The 16,782-nt window shown below is 61.9% G+C and carries 13 protein-coding genes and 1 tRNA gene; 6 read left to right on the top strand and 8 right to left on the bottom strand.

Annotated elements, in window-relative coordinates; genetic code table 11:
* The first annotated feature begins 29 nt into the window (after nt 1-29).
* Nucleotides 30-2,945, top strand: a complete 2,916-nt coding sequence (locus tag QM596_RS13895; protein ID WP_020907135.1) for a UPF0182 family protein — start codon at nt 30-32, stop codon at nt 2,943-2,945.
* Between the two features lie 88 nt (nt 2,946-3,033).
* On the opposite strand, the gene QM596_RS13890 is transcribed toward QM596_RS13895, so the two are convergent.
* Nucleotides 3,034-3,588, bottom strand: a complete 555-nt coding sequence (locus QM596_RS13890) for a transglycosylase family protein (protein WP_283309212.1) — start codon at nt 3,586-3,588, stop codon at nt 3,034-3,036.
* Nucleotides 3,589-4,038: 450 nt separating this feature from the next.
* On the opposite strand from QM596_RS13890, the gene QM596_RS13885 reads away from it, so the two are divergent.
* Nucleotides 4,039-4,112 (top strand) — tRNA-Met (locus tag QM596_RS13885).
* A 73-nt stretch (nt 4,113-4,185) separates the two neighbouring features.
* Nucleotides 4,186-4,962, top strand: coding sequence for an esterase/lipase family protein (locus QM596_RS13880; protein ID WP_069145909.1), 777 nt, complete (start codon nt 4,186-4,188; stop codon nt 4,960-4,962).
* Between the two features lie 4 nt (nt 4,963-4,966).
* Here QM596_RS13880 and QM596_RS13875 read toward each other — a convergent pair whose 3' ends face one another.
* From QM596_RS13875 to QM596_RS13860, 4 genes are read right to left on the bottom strand one after another with little or no spacing between them, the layout of a single operon-like run.
* On the bottom strand, nt 4,967-5,611 hold the full coding sequence (locus tag QM596_RS13875) for a GntR family transcriptional regulator (RefSeq protein WP_020907137.1): 645 nt from the start codon (nt 5,609-5,611) through the stop codon (nt 4,967-4,969).
* 47 nt (nt 5,612-5,658) lie between these two features.
* Nucleotides 5,659-6,726, bottom strand: coding sequence for an isopenicillin N synthase family dioxygenase (locus tag QM596_RS13870; RefSeq protein ID WP_283309211.1), 1,068 nt, complete (start codon nt 6,724-6,726; stop codon nt 5,659-5,661).
* Complete coding sequence (locus QM596_RS13865) at nt 6,723-7,628, bottom strand: ABC transporter permease (protein ID WP_283309210.1); 906 nt, start codon at nt 7,626-7,628, stop codon at nt 6,723-6,725. The genes QM596_RS13870 and QM596_RS13865 overlap by 4 nt, the downstream gene beginning before the upstream one ends.
* Complete coding sequence (locus tag QM596_RS13860; protein ID WP_019747838.1) at nt 7,625-8,407, bottom strand: ABC transporter ATP-binding protein; 783 nt, start codon at nt 8,405-8,407, stop codon at nt 7,625-7,627. Before QM596_RS13860 ends, QM596_RS13865 begins: the two co-directional genes overlap by 4 nt.
* 250 nt (nt 8,408-8,657) lie before the next feature.
* Here QM596_RS13860 and QM596_RS13855 point away from each other — a divergent pair, with 250 nt between their 5' ends.
* Genes QM596_RS13855 through QM596_RS13845 form a run of 3 tightly spaced genes read left to right on the top strand, consistent with a single transcriptional unit; the run spans nt 8,658 to nt 12,210 of the window.
* On the top strand, nt 8,658-9,848 hold the full coding sequence (locus QM596_RS13855) for a nitrate ABC transporter substrate-binding protein (protein ID WP_230091129.1): 1,191 nt from the start codon (nt 8,658-8,660) through the stop codon (nt 9,846-9,848).
* Nucleotides 9,849-9,863: 15 nt separating this feature from the next.
* Nucleotides 9,864-10,841 (top strand): isopenicillin N synthase family dioxygenase, encoded by a 978-nt coding sequence (locus tag QM596_RS13850; protein ID WP_113682995.1) that lies wholly within the window; start codon nt 9,864-9,866, stop codon nt 10,839-10,841.
* 40 nt (nt 10,842-10,881) lie between these two features.
* Nucleotides 10,882-12,210 carry an amidohydrolase family protein gene (locus tag QM596_RS13845; protein WP_113682994.1) on the top strand — a complete coding sequence of 443 codons (1,329 nt, stop codon included), beginning with the start codon at nt 10,882-10,884 and terminating at the stop codon, nt 12,208-12,210.
* Between the two features lie 6 nt (nt 12,211-12,216).
* Here the strand turns inward: QM596_RS13845 and QM596_RS13840 are convergent, their stop codons facing one another.
* The 3 genes from QM596_RS13840 to QM596_RS13830 form a co-directional block, all read right to left on the bottom strand.
* On the bottom strand, nt 12,217-13,851 hold the full coding sequence (locus QM596_RS13840) for an acyl-CoA synthetase (RefSeq protein ID WP_019747842.1): 1,635 nt from the start codon (nt 13,849-13,851) through the stop codon (nt 12,217-12,219).
* Nucleotides 13,852-14,024: 173 nt separating this feature from the next.
* Nucleotides 14,025-15,230: an acyl-CoA dehydrogenase family protein gene (locus tag QM596_RS13835; protein WP_003942363.1), complete on the bottom strand. Its 1,206-nt coding sequence runs from the start codon at nt 15,228-15,230 to the stop codon at nt 14,025-14,027.
* 27 nt (nt 15,231-15,257) lie between these two features.
* Nucleotides 15,258-16,706 (bottom strand): acyl-CoA dehydrogenase family protein, encoded by a 1,449-nt coding sequence (locus tag QM596_RS13830; protein ID WP_024487214.1) that lies wholly within the window; start codon nt 16,704-16,706, stop codon nt 15,258-15,260.
* Between the last annotated feature and the right edge of the window lie 76 nt (nt 16,707-16,782).

Here is a 16,782-nt window from a genome sequence, read left to right as displayed (position 1 = left end):
CGCCAAATCTTGGAGCGTGGCACGTGGGCATGCGGCCCCCCGCAGGTTTACCCTCTCTGTCCAGACGCAGTCGAATCTTGTTGGTGGTGGCTGTCGTAGTGGCGGCCTTGCTGCTCGTGGGGCCGCGACTGATCGGCATGTACACGGACTGGTTGTGGTTCGGAGAAGTCGGCTACCGCGGTGTCTTCACCAAGGTTCTGCTGACGCGATTCGTGCTCTTCCTCGTGGTCGGAATTGTCGTCGGAGCCATCGTGTGGCTCGCGATGCTTCTCGCGTACCGCGCACGTCCGGTGTTCGTTCCGGTCTCCGGACCCAACGATCCGATCGCGCGCTACCGCACGACCGTCATGTCGCGACTTCGTCTGTTCGGCGTGATCATTCCGGTCGCGATCGGCATTCTCTCCGGTCTCATCGCGCAGGCCAACTGGGTCACCATCCAGTTGTTCCTCAACGGTCAGCCGTTCGGCATCACCGATCCTCAGTTCAACTTGGACGTCGGCTTCTACACGTTCGATCTGCCGTTCTACCGCTTCGTTCTGAACTGGTTGTTCGTCTCGATTCTGCTTGCCTTCGTGGCAAACCTGGTCACCCACTACGTTTTCGGTGGGATCAAGTTGGCCGGGCGCGCTGGGACATTCACGACTGCCGCACGTGTTCAACTGGCTGTCATCGCCGGCACCTTCGTGCTCCTCAAGGCGGTGGCGTACTGGTTCGATCGGTACTCGTTGATGTCGAGTAGTCGTAAGGAACCGACGTTCACCGGTCCGGGCTTCACCGACATCAATGCGGTTCTGCCGGCGAAGCTGATTCTGTTGTCCATTGCGGTCATCTGCGCCTTGGCGTTCTTCGCCTCGATCTTCACGCGGGATCTTCGGATACCGGCCATGGCAGTCGCTCTACTGGTTCTTTCGTCGGTGCTCGTCGGTGCGGTCTACCCGATGATCGTCGAGCAGTTCTCCGTCAAGCCCAATGCGGCGCAGAAGGAGAGCACGTACATCGAACGAAACATCGAAGCGACCCGTCAGGCGTACGGGATCACGGAAGAAAACGTCGACTACGTCGACTATCCGGGAGTTGGCACCAAGCAGCCCCAGGACGTTCCGGCCGACCGGACCACGATCGCGAACACCCGACTGTTGGATCCGACGATCCTCTCGCCGACGTTCACCGCTCAGCGTCAGCTCAAGAACTTCTACGGGTTCCCGCAGACGCTCAACGTCGACCGCTACGAACAGGACGGCCAGCTGCGCGACTTCGTTGTCGCAGCGCGTGAGCTGTCGCCGAACAATCTTTCCGGCAACCAGACGGACTGGATCAACAAGCACACGGTCTACACGCATGGCAACGGCTTCGTCGCGGCCCAGGCAAACGAAGTCACGGCCGTGCAGGGCGACAGTCAGAACAACACCGGTGGTTACCCGATCTACTCGGTCAGCGACCTGACGACCACGCCCGAGAACGAGAACCTCAAGGTAGACAATCCTCGGTCGTACTACGGCGAGGTGATCAGCCAGTCGGACGCCGATTACTCGATCGTCGGTTCCGTCGACGGCGAGGGACCTCGTGAGTACGACACCGACACCTCGAAGTACACCTACACCGGTTCGGGTGGTGTCTCGATCGGCAACTGGTTCAACCGTCTTGCCTTCGCGGCGAAGTACACCGAGCGCAACATCTTGTTCTCGAGTGCAATCGGCTCGAACTCCAAGATCATCTTCAAGCGTGATCCGAAGGAAAGGGTCGAGGAGGTCGCGCCTTGGCTGACGACCGACGGCGCTGCCTACCCCGCAGTGGTCGACGGCAAGATGCAGTGGATCATCGACGGCTACACCACCGCCCAGGACTACCCGTACGCGCAGCGCAGTTCGCTCGACGGGTTGGTCGAGGACAGTATCGACCAGACGACCGGGCGCCTCATTCCGCGTCAGGAGTTCTCCTACATCCGTAACTCCGTGAAGGCCACGGTCGACGCGTACGACGGCACGGTCACGCTCTACCAGGTCGACGAGCAGGATCCGGTTCTGAAGGCGTGGATGGGAGTCTTCCCGAACACGGTGAAGCCGAAGAGCGAAATCTCGGACGACCTGCAGGCGCACTTCCGCTACCCGGAAGACATGTTCAAGGTTCAGCGAGAGATGCTGGCGAAGTACCACGTCGACGATCCGAGTGAGTTCTTCACCAACAACGCGTTCTGGTCGGTTCCGAGTGATCCGACGATCGACACGTCGGCCAACCAGCCGCCGTACTACGTGCTGGTGGGCGACAAGGACACCGCGAAGGCGGATTTCCGTCTGACCAGTCCGATGGTCGGGTTCAGTCGTGAGTTGCTGTCGGCCTACATCTCGGTGGCGAACGACAAGGAGAACTACGGCAAGTTCACAGTGCTGCAGCTGCCGACCGATACGCAGACTCAGGGTCCACAGCAGGCTCAGTCTGCGATGACGTCGGATTCGCGTGTTGCTTCGGAAGTGTCACTGCTCAAGCAGTCGAACAAGATTCAGTACGGAAACCTGCTGACTCTGCCGATTGCCGAGGGCGGAATCCTCTACGTCGAACCTTTGTACTCGCAGCGAAACTCGCAGAACGCGTTCCCTCAGTTGGCGCGTGTGCTGGTGAGCTTCAGCGACACCAACGGCATTCGGATCGGTTATGCACCGACCGTCTCCGAGGCGATCAGTCAGATTTGGCCGGGCGCAGGTTCGGCAGCGACTGTCACCCAGCCGGCACCCGATCCGGATACCGGAGCGCAACCGGAAACGCCGACTACTCCGACGGCACCGGCCCCGCCGGCTTCCTCGGATGACGTCACGAAGGCGCTGGCCGAGGTCAATTCGGCAATGGCGGCATTGAAGTCGGCGCAACAGAGCGGTGACTTCACCAGCTACGGTGCTGCGCTCGACCGCCTGCAGAAGGCTGTTGACGCGTACCAGGCGCTGCCGAGGTAAGCGGCGTCAGTTCATGAATAGCAGAAGGCCCACCATCCGATCGGATGGTGGGCCTTCTTGTGTGCTCAGTGAAGCTGTATGAGCTGAATCAGCGCATTGCTGCAACGATCGGTGCGTTGGCGTCGGAGAGCTGCTGGAACTGTGCGGCGAATCCGTACTGGCCGGCGAGGTCACGAGCGGTGTCGTAAGCCTGCTGTGCGGCGGGCTTGAGCTCGGCCGGGATTTCGACGGCGGGAGCAACTGCGGGTGCCTCGGCGACGGGAGCCGGTGCTGCGGCGGGAGCCTCTTCGACTGCCGGCTCGCTTGCGACGGTCAGACGCTGGCCGCAGACGGGCCATGCGCCGGGGCCCTGGCTCTGCAGGGTGTTCTCGGCGACGCGGATCTGCTCTTCCTTGGAAGCGTTGGCGGGCGAGCCGGTGCCACCGTTGGCGGTCCAGGTGCTCTGCGAGAACTGCAGGCCGCCGTAGTAGCCGTTTCCGGTGTTGATGTTCCAGTCGCCACCGCTCTCGCACTGTGCGACGCCGTCCCAGTTGTGGGTGGCTGCGGAAGCGGTGCCGGTGCTCATGGTGAGGGGCACTGCGACAAGTGCGCCGGCTACTGCCAATGTGCCGAATGCACGCTTGCTGATGCTGGTGTACGTCATGTCGGGGTAAATCCTCTCCGCGCTTGCTGACATCGGCGGGCCTGCGGGTCGGCGATGATGCTGACTTTCCCGGGCGCTTGTCTCTCCGTGTCTCTGCCCCTCGAAGGTTTCGGGGGTTCCGATCCCGCGGGGCAGAGTGGAGCAGCGGCGGGTCGGCGTTCGCCCGGTTGATTCGGGCCGGGACCGACCGTACGGGAGCGCTGAACGAGGGTCGATTCGCGATTTTCCGGACCACCTGGTCTTCTCCCATCCAGGATTTTCGGCGTTTGTGCTGGTAGAGCCTTTCCGATGCCGTTTCGAGGTACGTTCGTTACATGCTTGTTATGTGTTGATGCTCACGGGCATTTTGTGAACCCAGTCACCCGATTCTTCGACTTTCAGGCGTGTATTTCGCTCCAGCGCAGGCGATTTGCGTTCCGTTCATCTGCTCGTGTAACTTTGTCAATGCATCGCGGGGTGGAGCAGCTCGGTAGCTCGCTGGGCTCATAACCCAGAGGTCGCAGGTTCAAATCCTGTCCCCGCTACTAGAAAAGGACCGCCGCACTGGATTCCAGTGCGGCGGTCCTTTTTTGTGCGCAGCCGTCGTAGGGTGGCGGCGTGCGACTCTCGAAGATTCTTTTGGCGATGGCGGTGACTACTTCGCTGGTGGCCACCGCTCTGGCGTTCTCGGCAGGAAGCGCTGCCGCCGGTGGGCGGATCACCGATGCGAAGCGCGTGGTCTTCATCGTTCCAGGGCAGCAGCTCTACAACTCGGGAGAAACGCACCAGGCGACCTACCGCGCCCTCGACGAGGCACTGAGCGCTGCGGGCTACGAGACACACTTCGTCGACGCACCCGGCAAGATGATTGCGGCCGACGCCGAGCTGATTGCCGATTCGATTCGCTCCTACGCTGCCGGCGCTGACTCCGTCGGGGTGATCGCGCACAGTGCGGGTGGACTGAGCTCCCGGTACTACGCGAAGTTCCTCGGTGGCTCCGAAGTAGTGGATTCATTCGTTGCCATCGGTGCTCCTCAGTACGGTAGCCCCGGTGGCTGCGTACAAGGCCCTGCCGACGGTTACGACACCTGCATGTTCTCCGAAGTTCTCACCAAGCTCAATGCCGGTGAGGACACTCCTGGATCTGCCTACTATTCGGTGGTGCAGAGCTCAGGCGAGTGGGCGGACGGTCGGTTGGACGGGGGCCAGTGCCGGGTGTACGTCGATGGCGTTCCCGGGGCCGGAACCGGAGCAGACCATCTCACCGAGCTCGAGCATCCAGAGGTCATCTCGGGAGCGATCAGCGCTTTGGGGCGCGACTGTGTCGGTACGTTCGTGGACGAGAACGACGGCGACATCACCTGGCCTGACACGTTGTTCCCGTCATTTCGGTAAAGCTTCAGGTCCGGGTTGTTCGGACGAGTAGCCCGGCTACGTGTGCGCTCGCGGCAGTTCTGGCCCCCAAGGCGTCACCCGATTCGATGGCCGCGACTATACGAGCGTGCTCGGTGACGGCGATCCGCCGATTGAGCTCGAGGCTCCACATGTCCGAACGGTAGAGATGTGACTGTCCGTCGAGACGATGTAGGGCTTCACTGAGCGGGTGATTGCATGCAGTCTCACGAATCAAGGTGTGGAACTCGAGGTCCAGCGTCGAATCGCGACGCTGATCCGGCGGGCTCTCGAGAAGTTCGCGTTGCACCTGCACCATCTTGTTCAGCTGTGACACGGTTTCATGCGTGGCATTGGCCGTCGCGTTGAACGCCGCGAGACCGTCGAGTACCTCACGCACCTCGAAGACCGCGCGCAGAGACTCTGCGTCCAGCGAATCGACTTTTGCACCCGCATTTCGGGTGTGGACCGCGATGCCCTCGTAGATCAACTGCTGCACGGCCTCGCGGACCGGCGTTCGACTGACATTGAGCTTGCTCGCCAGCGCGGGAACACTCAGTGGTGTCCCCGGCGCCAGCTCTCCCGAAAAGATCAGTTCTCGAAGCGTCTCGTGCACGGACTCGGTGAGCAAAGCTCGTTCGGTGGTGGTCATCTTGTCCTCACTTCGATCCTGCACGATATCGACGGTACCCGGGAGCGCTATCCGGCGGCGCGCACCCGGTCAGCGCTGCGACTGTCGACCTCGGGCGCCGTCGCGCCTTTCAGTCCGGCCACTTTGGCCGCGATGTTCTCGGCGATCGTGATCGGCGGGTATCCCACCTCGCCCGGTTCGAGAGTCCCTGGCAGTGCTTCGATGACGGCGTCGTAGTTTCCGTCGAAAAAGAATGCGGCAGAGCGACGTCGGATGATCTGACCATCGACGATAGGTGGGTCGACTCGGTGCACTGTCGAGCGCCATCGGTCGTTCGTCCAGCGTGCCATTGCGTCGCCGAGGTTGATCAAGAGTGCGCCGTCGGCAGGTTGGACGTCGTGCCATACGCCATCGGCACTCAGAACTTGAAGGCCCGGAACTTGATCTGCCCACAGGATGGTCAAGATTCCGAAGTCGGTGTGAGCGCCCATTCCCGTCATGTCGCCGGAGATGCGGATCTCGCCCTCGGGCAGTGCGTAGTTGTTCATCTTCATCGCGTCGATCGAATGGTCGAGCATCGAATCGAAGTACTCGGGCTGCAATCCGAGGGCGTCGGTAAAGGCGCACATCAGGATTCGTGCCAAGCCCTGGGCATGACGGAAATACTCTTCGATCGCCGGTCGGAATCCGGGCGCGGCCTCAGGCCAAGTGTTGGCGGCGTAGCTGGACTCGGGTAGGTCGACGCCCGGATAGTCGCTCACCTCTGTGCCCACAACTATTGCTTCGTAGAAATCGTTCATCTGGTTCGCAGCGGCGACGCCCAGGCTCATGCTGAGTGATTCCGACTTCGGTGGTGAGTAGCCACGGTTCTCGGACGATGGACGGCGATAGTTCTTCTTCACCGTCAGTGGGAGAGCAAAGAACTCGTAGAGAGCGTCGGCCAGTCCGTCGGTCGCCGATCGTGGAATGCTGTGTCCGACAATCTGTATGAATCCGACGTCCCGGCACGCGCGATCGAGTTGAGCTGCCACTTCCGCACAGGCAGTGCTGTTGGTGGCGTTTGCAGCTGCCTCGCCGCGGAGGTACGGGCTGATATCGATCGTAGGGATTTCGAAGGCGGGAATTTCGTGGGTCATTTAAAGTCCTTGCGGCCGGACGTGTGCCACTTACCGACGAGCACACGTGAGAGGAATCCAAAGGCAGAGAAGACGAGGACGCCGAACACCGACGCGATCACGATCGCGGCGATCAGATCCTCGGACTGAAGGCGGCTTCGGTAGACGTCGAGCAGGGTCCCGATCCCGGGTTGTCCTTTGGCGAAGAACATGTCGCCGATGATGGCACCGACGACAACAAGGCCGGAGGCGGTGCGGATGCCGGTGAGAATGGCCGGCATTGCCGCTCGCAGTTCGAGTTTCACCAGTCGATCCCAACGCGAGGCGCGGCCGAGGGTGAAGAGTTCGTGCAGTCCGCGATCGACCGATTGCAACCCGAAGTGTGTGTTGGTGATGATCGGGAAGGCCGCGATGAGAACGCAAACCAGGGTGCGCGCGGTCATGCCGTAGCCGAACCAGAGCCCGATGAGGGGGACGATGGCGAGGATGGGAATGACCTGCAGCACAACGGCATATGGATAGACGATCCGCTCGATCCACTTGGCCTGGCTCATCAGCACGCCGGTTCCGACGCCGACTGCCACCGCGACGACGAAGCCGACCAGCGCAACCTGTGCCGTCACTGCGAGGGCTTCGAGCATGGGAGAGAGGTGTTTCCAGTCGAGTAGCGACTTCGTCAGTACTTGACTCGGCGGCGGAAGGAGAAATCGACGTTCCGGGGAGAGAACGAGGTAGCTGACGATCGACCACGCTGCGACCGCGCCGGCAAGTGAGAGCAGCGGATAGAGCAGGAAGGTGCCGAGCGCTCTCATTCGAGAGGGCCGTCCGGACTGTGCATGTGCTTGCGCCGTGGTCGCAGAATCAGTACGAACGGCGGTATTGCGTACGGTGGTGCCCTGTTGTACTGCAAGGACTTCGGTCATCGTGAGCTCCCATGGAGGCTGGCCGAGATCTCGGCGACGTGTTCGGTGTATCGGGCGTCGTAGCGCAGTTCCGGGCTACGCGGGTACGGGAAATCGATGTCCACGACCGAATGTATTCGTCCAGGCCTGGCGGTCATGACGACCACCTTGTTTGCGAGGTACACGGCCTCGGATACCGAGTGCGTGATGAACATCGAGGTGAACCCTTTGTCGGTGTAGAGCCTTTGGAGCTCTACCTGCATCTCCAGTCGTGTCATCTCGTCGAGCGCACCAAAAGGTTCGTCGAGCAGCATCACAGCAGGTGCGAGGGTGAGCGCACGCGCCAACGAGACACGCATCTTCATTCCGCCTGACAGTGCATTGGGCAGTTGTTTCGCAAAGTCCGCAAGGCCGACTGCGCGGATTGCCTCGTCGGCGCGCAACTTTCGCGCTGCTTTGTCGCCGCCACCGAGTTCGGCCGATAATTCGACGTTGGCCTGCACGGTTCGCCAGGGGAGGAGAGTCGGCTCCTGGAAGATGAAGCCAACTGATTCGGTGTCGAGGGCAACCGCACCACTGGTCGGTCGCTCGAGGCCGGCCGCCATGCGCAACAAAGTCGACTTGCCACAGCCGGAGGGTCCGACCACGGCGACGAAGTCTCCTCGCTCCACGTCCAGATCGATGCCGTCCAGCGCGACAGTGCCGGTATCGAACTTCTTGACGACATCGGAAAAGACCATCTGCATCGGCGCGGTGAGCTTGCGAGCGTCGGCATCCTGCATCGTGTTCGCGAGTTCCATCTGAGCCTCCGGTCGGTAATGCATGCAAAAGTTCTTCAATATGTAGGAACTATCTTGAATTGCATGTATGTCGCCTAGATTTCTGAATGTAAATGTGAGGTGACATTGCAGGTGAAGCGAGAATACTGGCGCGCGTTACCTGATGGAAACAACGAGGCGATTGCATGTAATCCACGTGCTGCAGAGTGTGCTCATCGGATCACCCTTCTTGGTTCGCCCACATCCCAATTGTTTTCACGAAGGAGACGCTGTGTATTCAAATCGCAAGGTGCATTCCAATCGCAGAAGTGTGGGAGCGGCGGGCGCGGCACTGGCCATGTGTGCAGCCATCGGATTGACTGCGTGCAGCTCCAGTGAGGCTGAGACGGCGAAAGCGGAATCTCTCGAACCAGCTGCCGAGGCGCAGAACCTTGCGGGTCTCTGTCCGGAAAACGTTGTGGTTCAACTCCAATGGCAGCCACAGTCGGATATGGGAGCGCTCTTCGAGATGCTCGGTCCCGGCTATTCGGTCGACACCGACGACAAGTCCGTCAGTGGGACTCTTGTCGCCGGAGGGAAGGACACCGGAGTCGACCTGACCTTGCGGGCCGGGGGACCGGCAATCGGGTTCCAATCCGTCAGCTCCCAGATGTACGTCGACGATTCCATCACTCTCGGCTTGGTGCACGGGGATCAGGTGATCGCGGCAGCGGCAAGTCAGCCCGTTGTGGCCGTCACGCCATTGCTCAAATACAGCCCGGCAATCCTCATGTGGGACAAAGAGTCTCATCCGGACTGGACGAGTGTTGCCGATATCGGCAAGTCCGACGCGAGTGTCGTCGTTTCCAAGGAGCAACTCTTTCCGCAGTGGCTCGTGGCGAAAGGACTACTGAAGCAGTCTCAGCTCGACACGAGCTACGACGGAGCTCCCTCGCGATTTGTCGGTGACCCGACCATCGCTCAGCAAGGATTCGCGAATTCGGAACCGTACACGTACGAGAAGGAGACGCCGGCGTGGGACAAGCCGGTTTCCTATGACCTGCTGAAAGATTCGGGTTTCGACATCTACGCGTCCAATGTTTCCGTTCGTGCCGACAAGGTCGAGACACTCTCGCCGTGTTTGAGCAAGCTGGTTCCGATCATTCAGCAGGCCACCGCGGACTACATCACTGCGCCGGATACGGCGAATGCTGCCATTGTCGACGTCGTCTCGCAGGACGTGTCGTTCTCTCCCTACACCGAGGGTGAAGCAGCGTTCAGTGCCCAGCTCCTGAAAGAGAAAGGCCTGATCGCGAACGAGGCAGACGGATCCGTCGGCACGTTCGACATGACGCGAGTCGCTCACACCGTCGAAGAACTGAAGCCCATTCTGAACGCCGGGGGTGCGGCGATACCGCAGTCATTGACTGCAGAAGAGATCTACACCGACAAATTCACCGATCGGTCCATCGGAATCCGCTGAAGGAGCTCACAGCAAATGACGTACGACATGACAGAACTCAACCGCGAGACCCGCATGGGTGGCCTGGGCACGGAGACCACCGACCGCGAGGTCCGAAGAATCGATCTCTCGGATTTCGAGAACCGGCGCAGCGAGATCGCCGAGGAGTTGTGGTCGGCAGCGACCGACATCGGATTCTTCCAAATCGTCAATCACGGAATCGATCTGGACCAGGTCCGCGAGGCTTTCGCGGCGGCCGAGCGATTCTTTGCACTGCCCAATGAGGTCAAAGCGCAGTATCCGCTCAAGAAGGGTTTCAACTCCGGCTGGGAGAGCATGACGCAGGTGCGTCCGTCCATCGGAACGCCTGATCAGAAAGAGTCCTACCAGGTGACCCGCCCGCATATGGGTGATCTGTGGCCCACTGCAGACGAATTGGGTGGATTCCGCGAAACGATCCTGGACTTCGAAGCCAAGTGCTGGGGCATTGCGATGGACCTGTTGTCGTGCTTCGCCGAGAAGCTGGGATTCGAACGAGACTTCTTCACCAGGGCACATGACCCGTCGGTGGCCACCTACCAGAGCACACTGCGACTACTCCACTACTTCCCCCTTGCCGCCGACGCAGATGTCGAAGGGATGTGGCGTGCCGGAGCGCACACCGATTTCGATTGCCTGACATTGCTTTTCCAGCGTGACGGTCAGGGCGGGTTGCAACTGTGCCCGGGCAAGGAGATGGACACCCAGGAATGGACGTCGGTGGTGCCGGCCGAGGAAGCGATCACCTGCAACATCGGCGACATGCTGATGAGATGGAGTGATGATGTCCTGCCGTCGAACTTCCACCGGGTCAAGAGTCCCGGAGTCACCGACTATCGGGGAGCCCGCTACAGCCTCGCGTTCTTCGCTCAGGCGAACCGCGACGTGACCATCGAGGGGCCGGCGGGCAAGTACCCGCCGATCACTGCCGAGGACTACATCGACCAGCGAGTACGCGCGAACTTCGCGCGTTGATCCGTATCCGTTCCGTCACACACTTTCAGGAGAACTGGCGATGACTACCGCGCCCAAGAACATGACCGACGCGATCATCCGGGACGTGACGTTGTACAGCGGCGGGCAATGGCTGGCCGGCCGCGACGTCGTCGTCTCGAATGGGGTGGTCGAATCGATCGAGAAGTCGACCGGCACCGCCACACCTGGAAGTGTGGACGGATCGGGGGCGTATCTGATCCCTGGGTTCGTCAACACCCATACGCACCTTCAGCAGTCACTGATGCGGGGGATCGCCGAAGGGACACCGCTTCTCGAATGGCTACTCGCGGTCGCAGAAGAGTCGGTTCAGATCACTCCCGAGCGCGCATACACGGCCACTGTCGCAGCCTCGCTGGAGGCATTGCGCAGCGGTACGACGACCCTGGTCGAACACATGTGGCCGCACCCGTCCAGCGAGGTTCACGACGCTGTGATCCGGGCGTTGCACGACACCGGGATTCGTGCGGTGCTGGGACGCGGAACCGCAGACCGGGCGGACAAGACGAGGAAGTGGGGCTTCGATCCGCGGCTCATGCAACCACTCGGAGATGTTCTCGCACATACGGATCAGATGATGCGCGACGTCGCCGGTTCCCGCATTGACGTGGCAGTCGCGGTACCGAACCCACGTTCGCTGACCCCGGACGGGATGTCGGAAGTGCGTGAGTTCGCGCAGGCTCGCGACCTGACGGTCTCGATTCACCTGCTCGAGACGCAGACCGACAACACGATGTGTACCGAACACGCGGGCATGAACGCGGTCGACTACCTCGATTCCCATGGGTTCTTGTGGGACCGGGTGCTGGCGGTCCACTGCGTCGAACTCGACGACCGTGGTCAGAAGGTGCTGGCGGAGCGCGGCGTCGGAGTGTCGTACAACCCCGTCAGCAACATGCGCCTCGGTAGCGGAATCGCGCCCGTCCCGAGTTTCCTCGACGCGGGGATCGCGGTGGGGTTGGGTGTGGACGGCGCAGCCAGCAACGACACTCAGGACATGCTCGAGACTCTGCGCACCGGCGCCTACGTGCAGCGAGCCGCGCGCGGCCGCGCCGACCTGTTCGGCTTCGAAGCCATGATCGACATCGCATCCGGCGGTGCGAACGCAGCACTCGGTCTGCCGGCCAGGTCTGGCGGGATCTCCGTGGGCGATCCCGCCGACCTCACCATGATTCGGTTCGAACGCGACTTCGGTTGCCTCCCGGTGCGAGATCCGGGCGCGTCCATTCTCACGACGGGCAGTCGTCAGATCGTGGACACGGTGTTGGTTGCGGGCGAGGTCGTGCTCCGCGACGGGCACTCCACTCGCGTCGACGAGGCGGAATTGATCCGGACGCTCAGCGCTTTGTGACTGTGCTCAGTCTTCGCTGATCTCCATCTCGATCAGGACGCGGCGCAACAGCTTTCCGGTGGCGTTGCGGGGAAGTTCGTCGATGAAGACGATCTCGCGGGGAACCTTGTAGCGCGCGAGATTCGACCGGACGTGATCCTTCAGCTCGTCGGAGTTCTGGTCGGCGCCGTGGGCGACGACGACAAACGCTCGCAGGCGGTGCCCGAAGTCGGCGTCCTCGACTCCGATGACTGCCGCTTCCAAGACGTCCTCTCGATCGGCGAGCAGGTTCTCGACTTCGAGCGGGTAGACGTTCTCGCCACCGGAGACGATCATGTCGTCGTCGCGGCCGTCGACGAAGAGGAGGCCGTTGGCGTCGAAGTGTCCGACGTCGCCGGTCGAGAGAAGTCCGTCGATACGTTCCTTGTCACGCCCGTCGGTGTATCCCTCGAAGCTCAGCCCGCTGGCGACGAAGATTCTGCCGATCGTGTGTGGGGTGGTGATCTTCTTGTTGTTCTCGTCGAACAGTTCGACGTGACAGGTCACCGGCGCGCGGCCCGCGGTTCCCGGCGCAATGGTCAGATCCTCGGGAGTCGCGACTGTCGCCACCGCGACCTCGGTGGATCCGTACAGGTTGTAGAGGACGTAGCCGAACGAGGCCGTGACTCGCTTGCACAGATCGGGTGAGAGTGACGAACCTGCCGAGAAGATGATCTTCAGGTTCGACGTGTCGTACTTGGACAGCACGTCGGGACCGAGGTCGATGATCCGAGTGAGCATCGTCGGGACCACGACCAGACTGTCGCACTTGTATTGTGCGACAAGTTTGATCGTGTTCTCCGGGTCGAACTTTCGATGCATGACGACGGTCTGGCCGAGCGCCAACGCGAGAGCGAACTGCGAGACGCCGGTTCCGTGGAAGGCGGGGGCCGCCATCATCATGGTCTGTCCGCGGCGCAACGGCACGCGGTCGAGGAACTGTGCCGACGCGAGAGGGGAGGTGTGGCCACGCGGCGCGCCTTTGGGAGTTCCCGTTGTGCCGCTGGTGAGGAGGACGAAGCCACCGTTCTTCTCGGGTGCCGGCACCGACGACGTGGTGCGTCCGGCGATGGCCTCGTCGAGAGTAGTTGCCGTGGAACCGTCCGCGGCCGTGCCCTCTGGCCAGGAACGATAGACGACGACGTCTTCCGGCAAGGCATCGGCGATGTCCGCGAACTCGTCGTCGTAGACAAAGGCGACCACCTTCTCACGCGCGGCGACGTCCACGAGTTGGGGCCGTGCGAAGCCCGTGTTCATGAGAACGAGCTTTGTTCCGTTCTTCGCTGCCGCCAGCATGGTCAGGACCAAGCCTCGATGGTTACGGCACATCGCACCCATGACCGAGTCGGACGTGATGCCGTCGGCCTGCCACGCCCGGACCAACGCGTTGCTCTGACGCTCTAGCTCGGCATAGGTGATGGGTCCGCGCTCGTCGATGATCGCCACCGCGTCGTAGCCGTTCTCGGCGTGTGCATGGACCGGACCGGCAAAGGGTCCGTACTTGTCCACGGCTGCAATGGATTTGAGCCCGCGATCGAGGCGAGGGAACGGGACGAGTCCGGCTCGGAACATGACCCCCGCCGCGCCGATGGTGTCAGTGACCTTGGTGACCAATCCGGGCATACGTGAACCTCTTCCGAGCGTCGTTGTAGGACTGATTACACACTAATGGGCAATCAGGTTTCGGTGGTGAAGTTTCACGATGGCGACCGAGCAGTCCGCCCCGCCACCTCGAAAGGTGGCGGGGCGGAGTGTTTCGGGATCGGGTCTGTGCGACCGTCACTTCAGTTCGACCGTCACTTCAGTTCGGCGGAAGACTTTCCGAGCAGGCGGCGTGCGACGATCAGCTGCTGGATCTGCTGGGTGCCCTCGAAGATGTCGAGAATCTTCGAGTCGCGGCCCCACTTCTCGAGCAACGGGCGCTGCGAGTAGCCGTAAGTGCCGGCCAACTCGACTGCCTTGAGCGTCACGTCGGTGCCGGTGCGGCCGGCCTTCGCCTTGGACATGGACGCTTCGAGCGAGTTCGGCTTCTTGTTGTCCGCCATCCACGCCGCGCGCAGAGACAGCAGGTACGCGGCCTCCCAGTCGGCTTCCAAACGGATGAACTCGGCTGCAGCTGCATGCTGGTTGTAGACCGGTGTGTCGTAGGAGATCTCGACACCGGCTTCGGTCAGGATGCCGCGCAGTTCTTCGAGAGCTGCGCGTCCGACGCCGACGGCCATGGCTGCAACGAGGGGCCGGGTGTTGTCGAACGTCTGCATGACGCCGGCAAAGCCCTGCTCGACGTTGACCTCAGGGCTGCCGAGGATGTTGTCCGCGGGAATGCGGCAATCCTGGAGCAGGAGTACTGCGGTGTCGGAGGCCTTGATGCCCAGCTTGTGCTCGAGGCGAGCAACGCTCAGGCCCGGTGCGTCACGCGGAACGACGAACGACTTGATGGCCGCTCGGCCCTTCGACTTGTCGACCGACGCCCACACGACGATGTGCGTCGAACGCTCACCGGCGGTGACGAAGATCTTCTCGCCGTTGAGAACCCACTCGTCGCCGTCGAGAACGGCGGTGGTGGTCACTGCGGCGGAGTCGGAACCGAAGCTCGGTTCGGTGATGGCCATCGAGGCCCACACCTTGCCGAAACGTTCGAGCTGTTCGTCGGTGGACACTGCGGCGATCGCGGCGTTGCCGAGCCCCTGGTAGGGGATCGAGAGCATGAGTCCGACGTCGCCCCAAGATGTTTCGAGCGAGTTGAGGAGCGCAGACATGTTGCCGCCGTTGGCGTTGCCACCCTTGGCGCTCGCGTCGGATCGTCCGCCGCTGGCACCGCCGATGTCTCCACCGGAATCGGAGAGGCCTTCGACCATGGCGGCCATGGTGTCGAGCTCGACGGGATACTCGTGCTCAGCGAGATCGTACTTACGTGAAATGGGTCGGAAGATCTGCGCCGCGACCTGATGTGCCTGGTTCGCTGATGCTTTGAGCTTCTTGGGAAGTTCGAGGTTGATCATCGTGGTTCTCCTGGAAGTTCAGCGGCGTCAGATGAGGACGATGCCCTCGGCAACGCCGATGGCACGGAGGTCGCGGTACCAGCGCTCGACCGGGTGTTCCTTGGTGAACCCGTGTCCACCGAGGAGTTGCACACCGTCGAGGCCGATCTGCATGCCCTTCTCGGAAGCCAGCTTCCGGGCCAGAGCGGATTCGCGAGCGAAGGACAAGCCCTGCTCGGCGCGTGAAGCGCCGCGAAGCGTGACCAGACGCAGTCCGTCGAGTTCGATGCCGATGTTGGCGACCATGAAGGCAACCGCCTGGCGGTGGCTGATCGGCTCGCCGAACGCTTCGCGCTCGTTGACGTACGGAATCACGTAGTCGAGAACTGCCTGGCTGGTGCCGACGGCCATGGACGCCCAACCGAGGCGAGCCAGGCGAATCGCGTCGGCGTATTCGGCCTTGCGCTGCTCGGCGTCACCGTCGCCGAGCAGCGCGGACTCCGACACAGCGACGTCGGTGAGGATCAGGCGACCCAGGCCGGCGGCGCGCAGACCCATGCTGGGATCTGCTTCGACGACGAGTCCCTTGGTGTCGGATTCGACGATGAAGAAGGACGGCTTGCCGTCGAGTTCCGCGGCGATGACGAATAGTTCGGACGTAGCCGCGGCGGGCACCAAGCTCTTGACGCCGTTGAGCTTGTAGCCGCTGGGGGAGCGCACTGCCTTGGTCTGCAGGGCAAACGGATCGAACAGTGCGCGTGGTTCGTTGACCACCACTGCTGCGCCGGGGACCTGCTCGCCGGTGAAGGCCGGAAGGTAGGTCTTCTGCTGCGCGTCGGTGCCCCACTGCGTCAGTGCAACTGCAACACCGCTCGGTGCGAGGATCGGAAGTGCAAGTCCCATGTCTCCGTGCGCAAGTGCCTCGGCAACAAGAGAATTGGTGACTGCGCCGCGATCGGCGGCTGCTCCGTCGAGTTCTTCGGGAACGTTGATCAGCGTGATACCGAGCTCGGCCGCGCGCTTGGAGAGATCGGCGGGGGCCTGAGCTGCGCCGTCGGCGTCGTAGGCCGCGGGACGCAGGATCTCGGCCGCGAACTCACGCACCGTCTCGACGATCATCCTCTGGTCGTCGTCCGGGGTGAGATCGAAGTAGTCGGCGTTCTTGCTCGGGTTGTCGGGCAGGCGCTTGGGTGCGCCGTTGCCCGAGACCTTCTGGAATCCTCGAGTGGCGGCACCCAGGGTTTTGAAGCCCGTCTTGGTGCCCTCGTAGGTCACGCGATCGATGGTCTGACGCAGATTGAATTTCTCGGCCAGTTCCGAACCGGTGATCTTGGTAAGCACACGCATGGCTGCGCCCATGGCGTCGCGTTTGATCGGGTTCAGGCCGACGGCGGACGTGTCGCGGGGCGCACCCTTGGCGCCGCCGCGCTGCGCGCCCGATTCGCTGCGCTGAGCGCTCTTGTCGGGGGCAACACTGTCTTGCTTGGTCATGATCACCAGCTGTTTCTCGGTGTTGGGGCGTTGGACGATTTTTATCTTACTCATCAGTAAGGTCTGTTGTCGAGAAACCGCG

Source organism: Rhodococcus sp. IEGM 1406, from assembly GCF_030056745.1.
GTDB classification, from domain to species: Bacteria; Actinomycetota; Actinomycetes; order Mycobacteriales; family Mycobacteriaceae; genus Rhodococcus_F; species Rhodococcus_F erythropolis.
The sequence above is the reverse complement of the archived record's forward strand: the minus strand, read 5'-3'. Positions and strand labels throughout refer to the sequence as shown.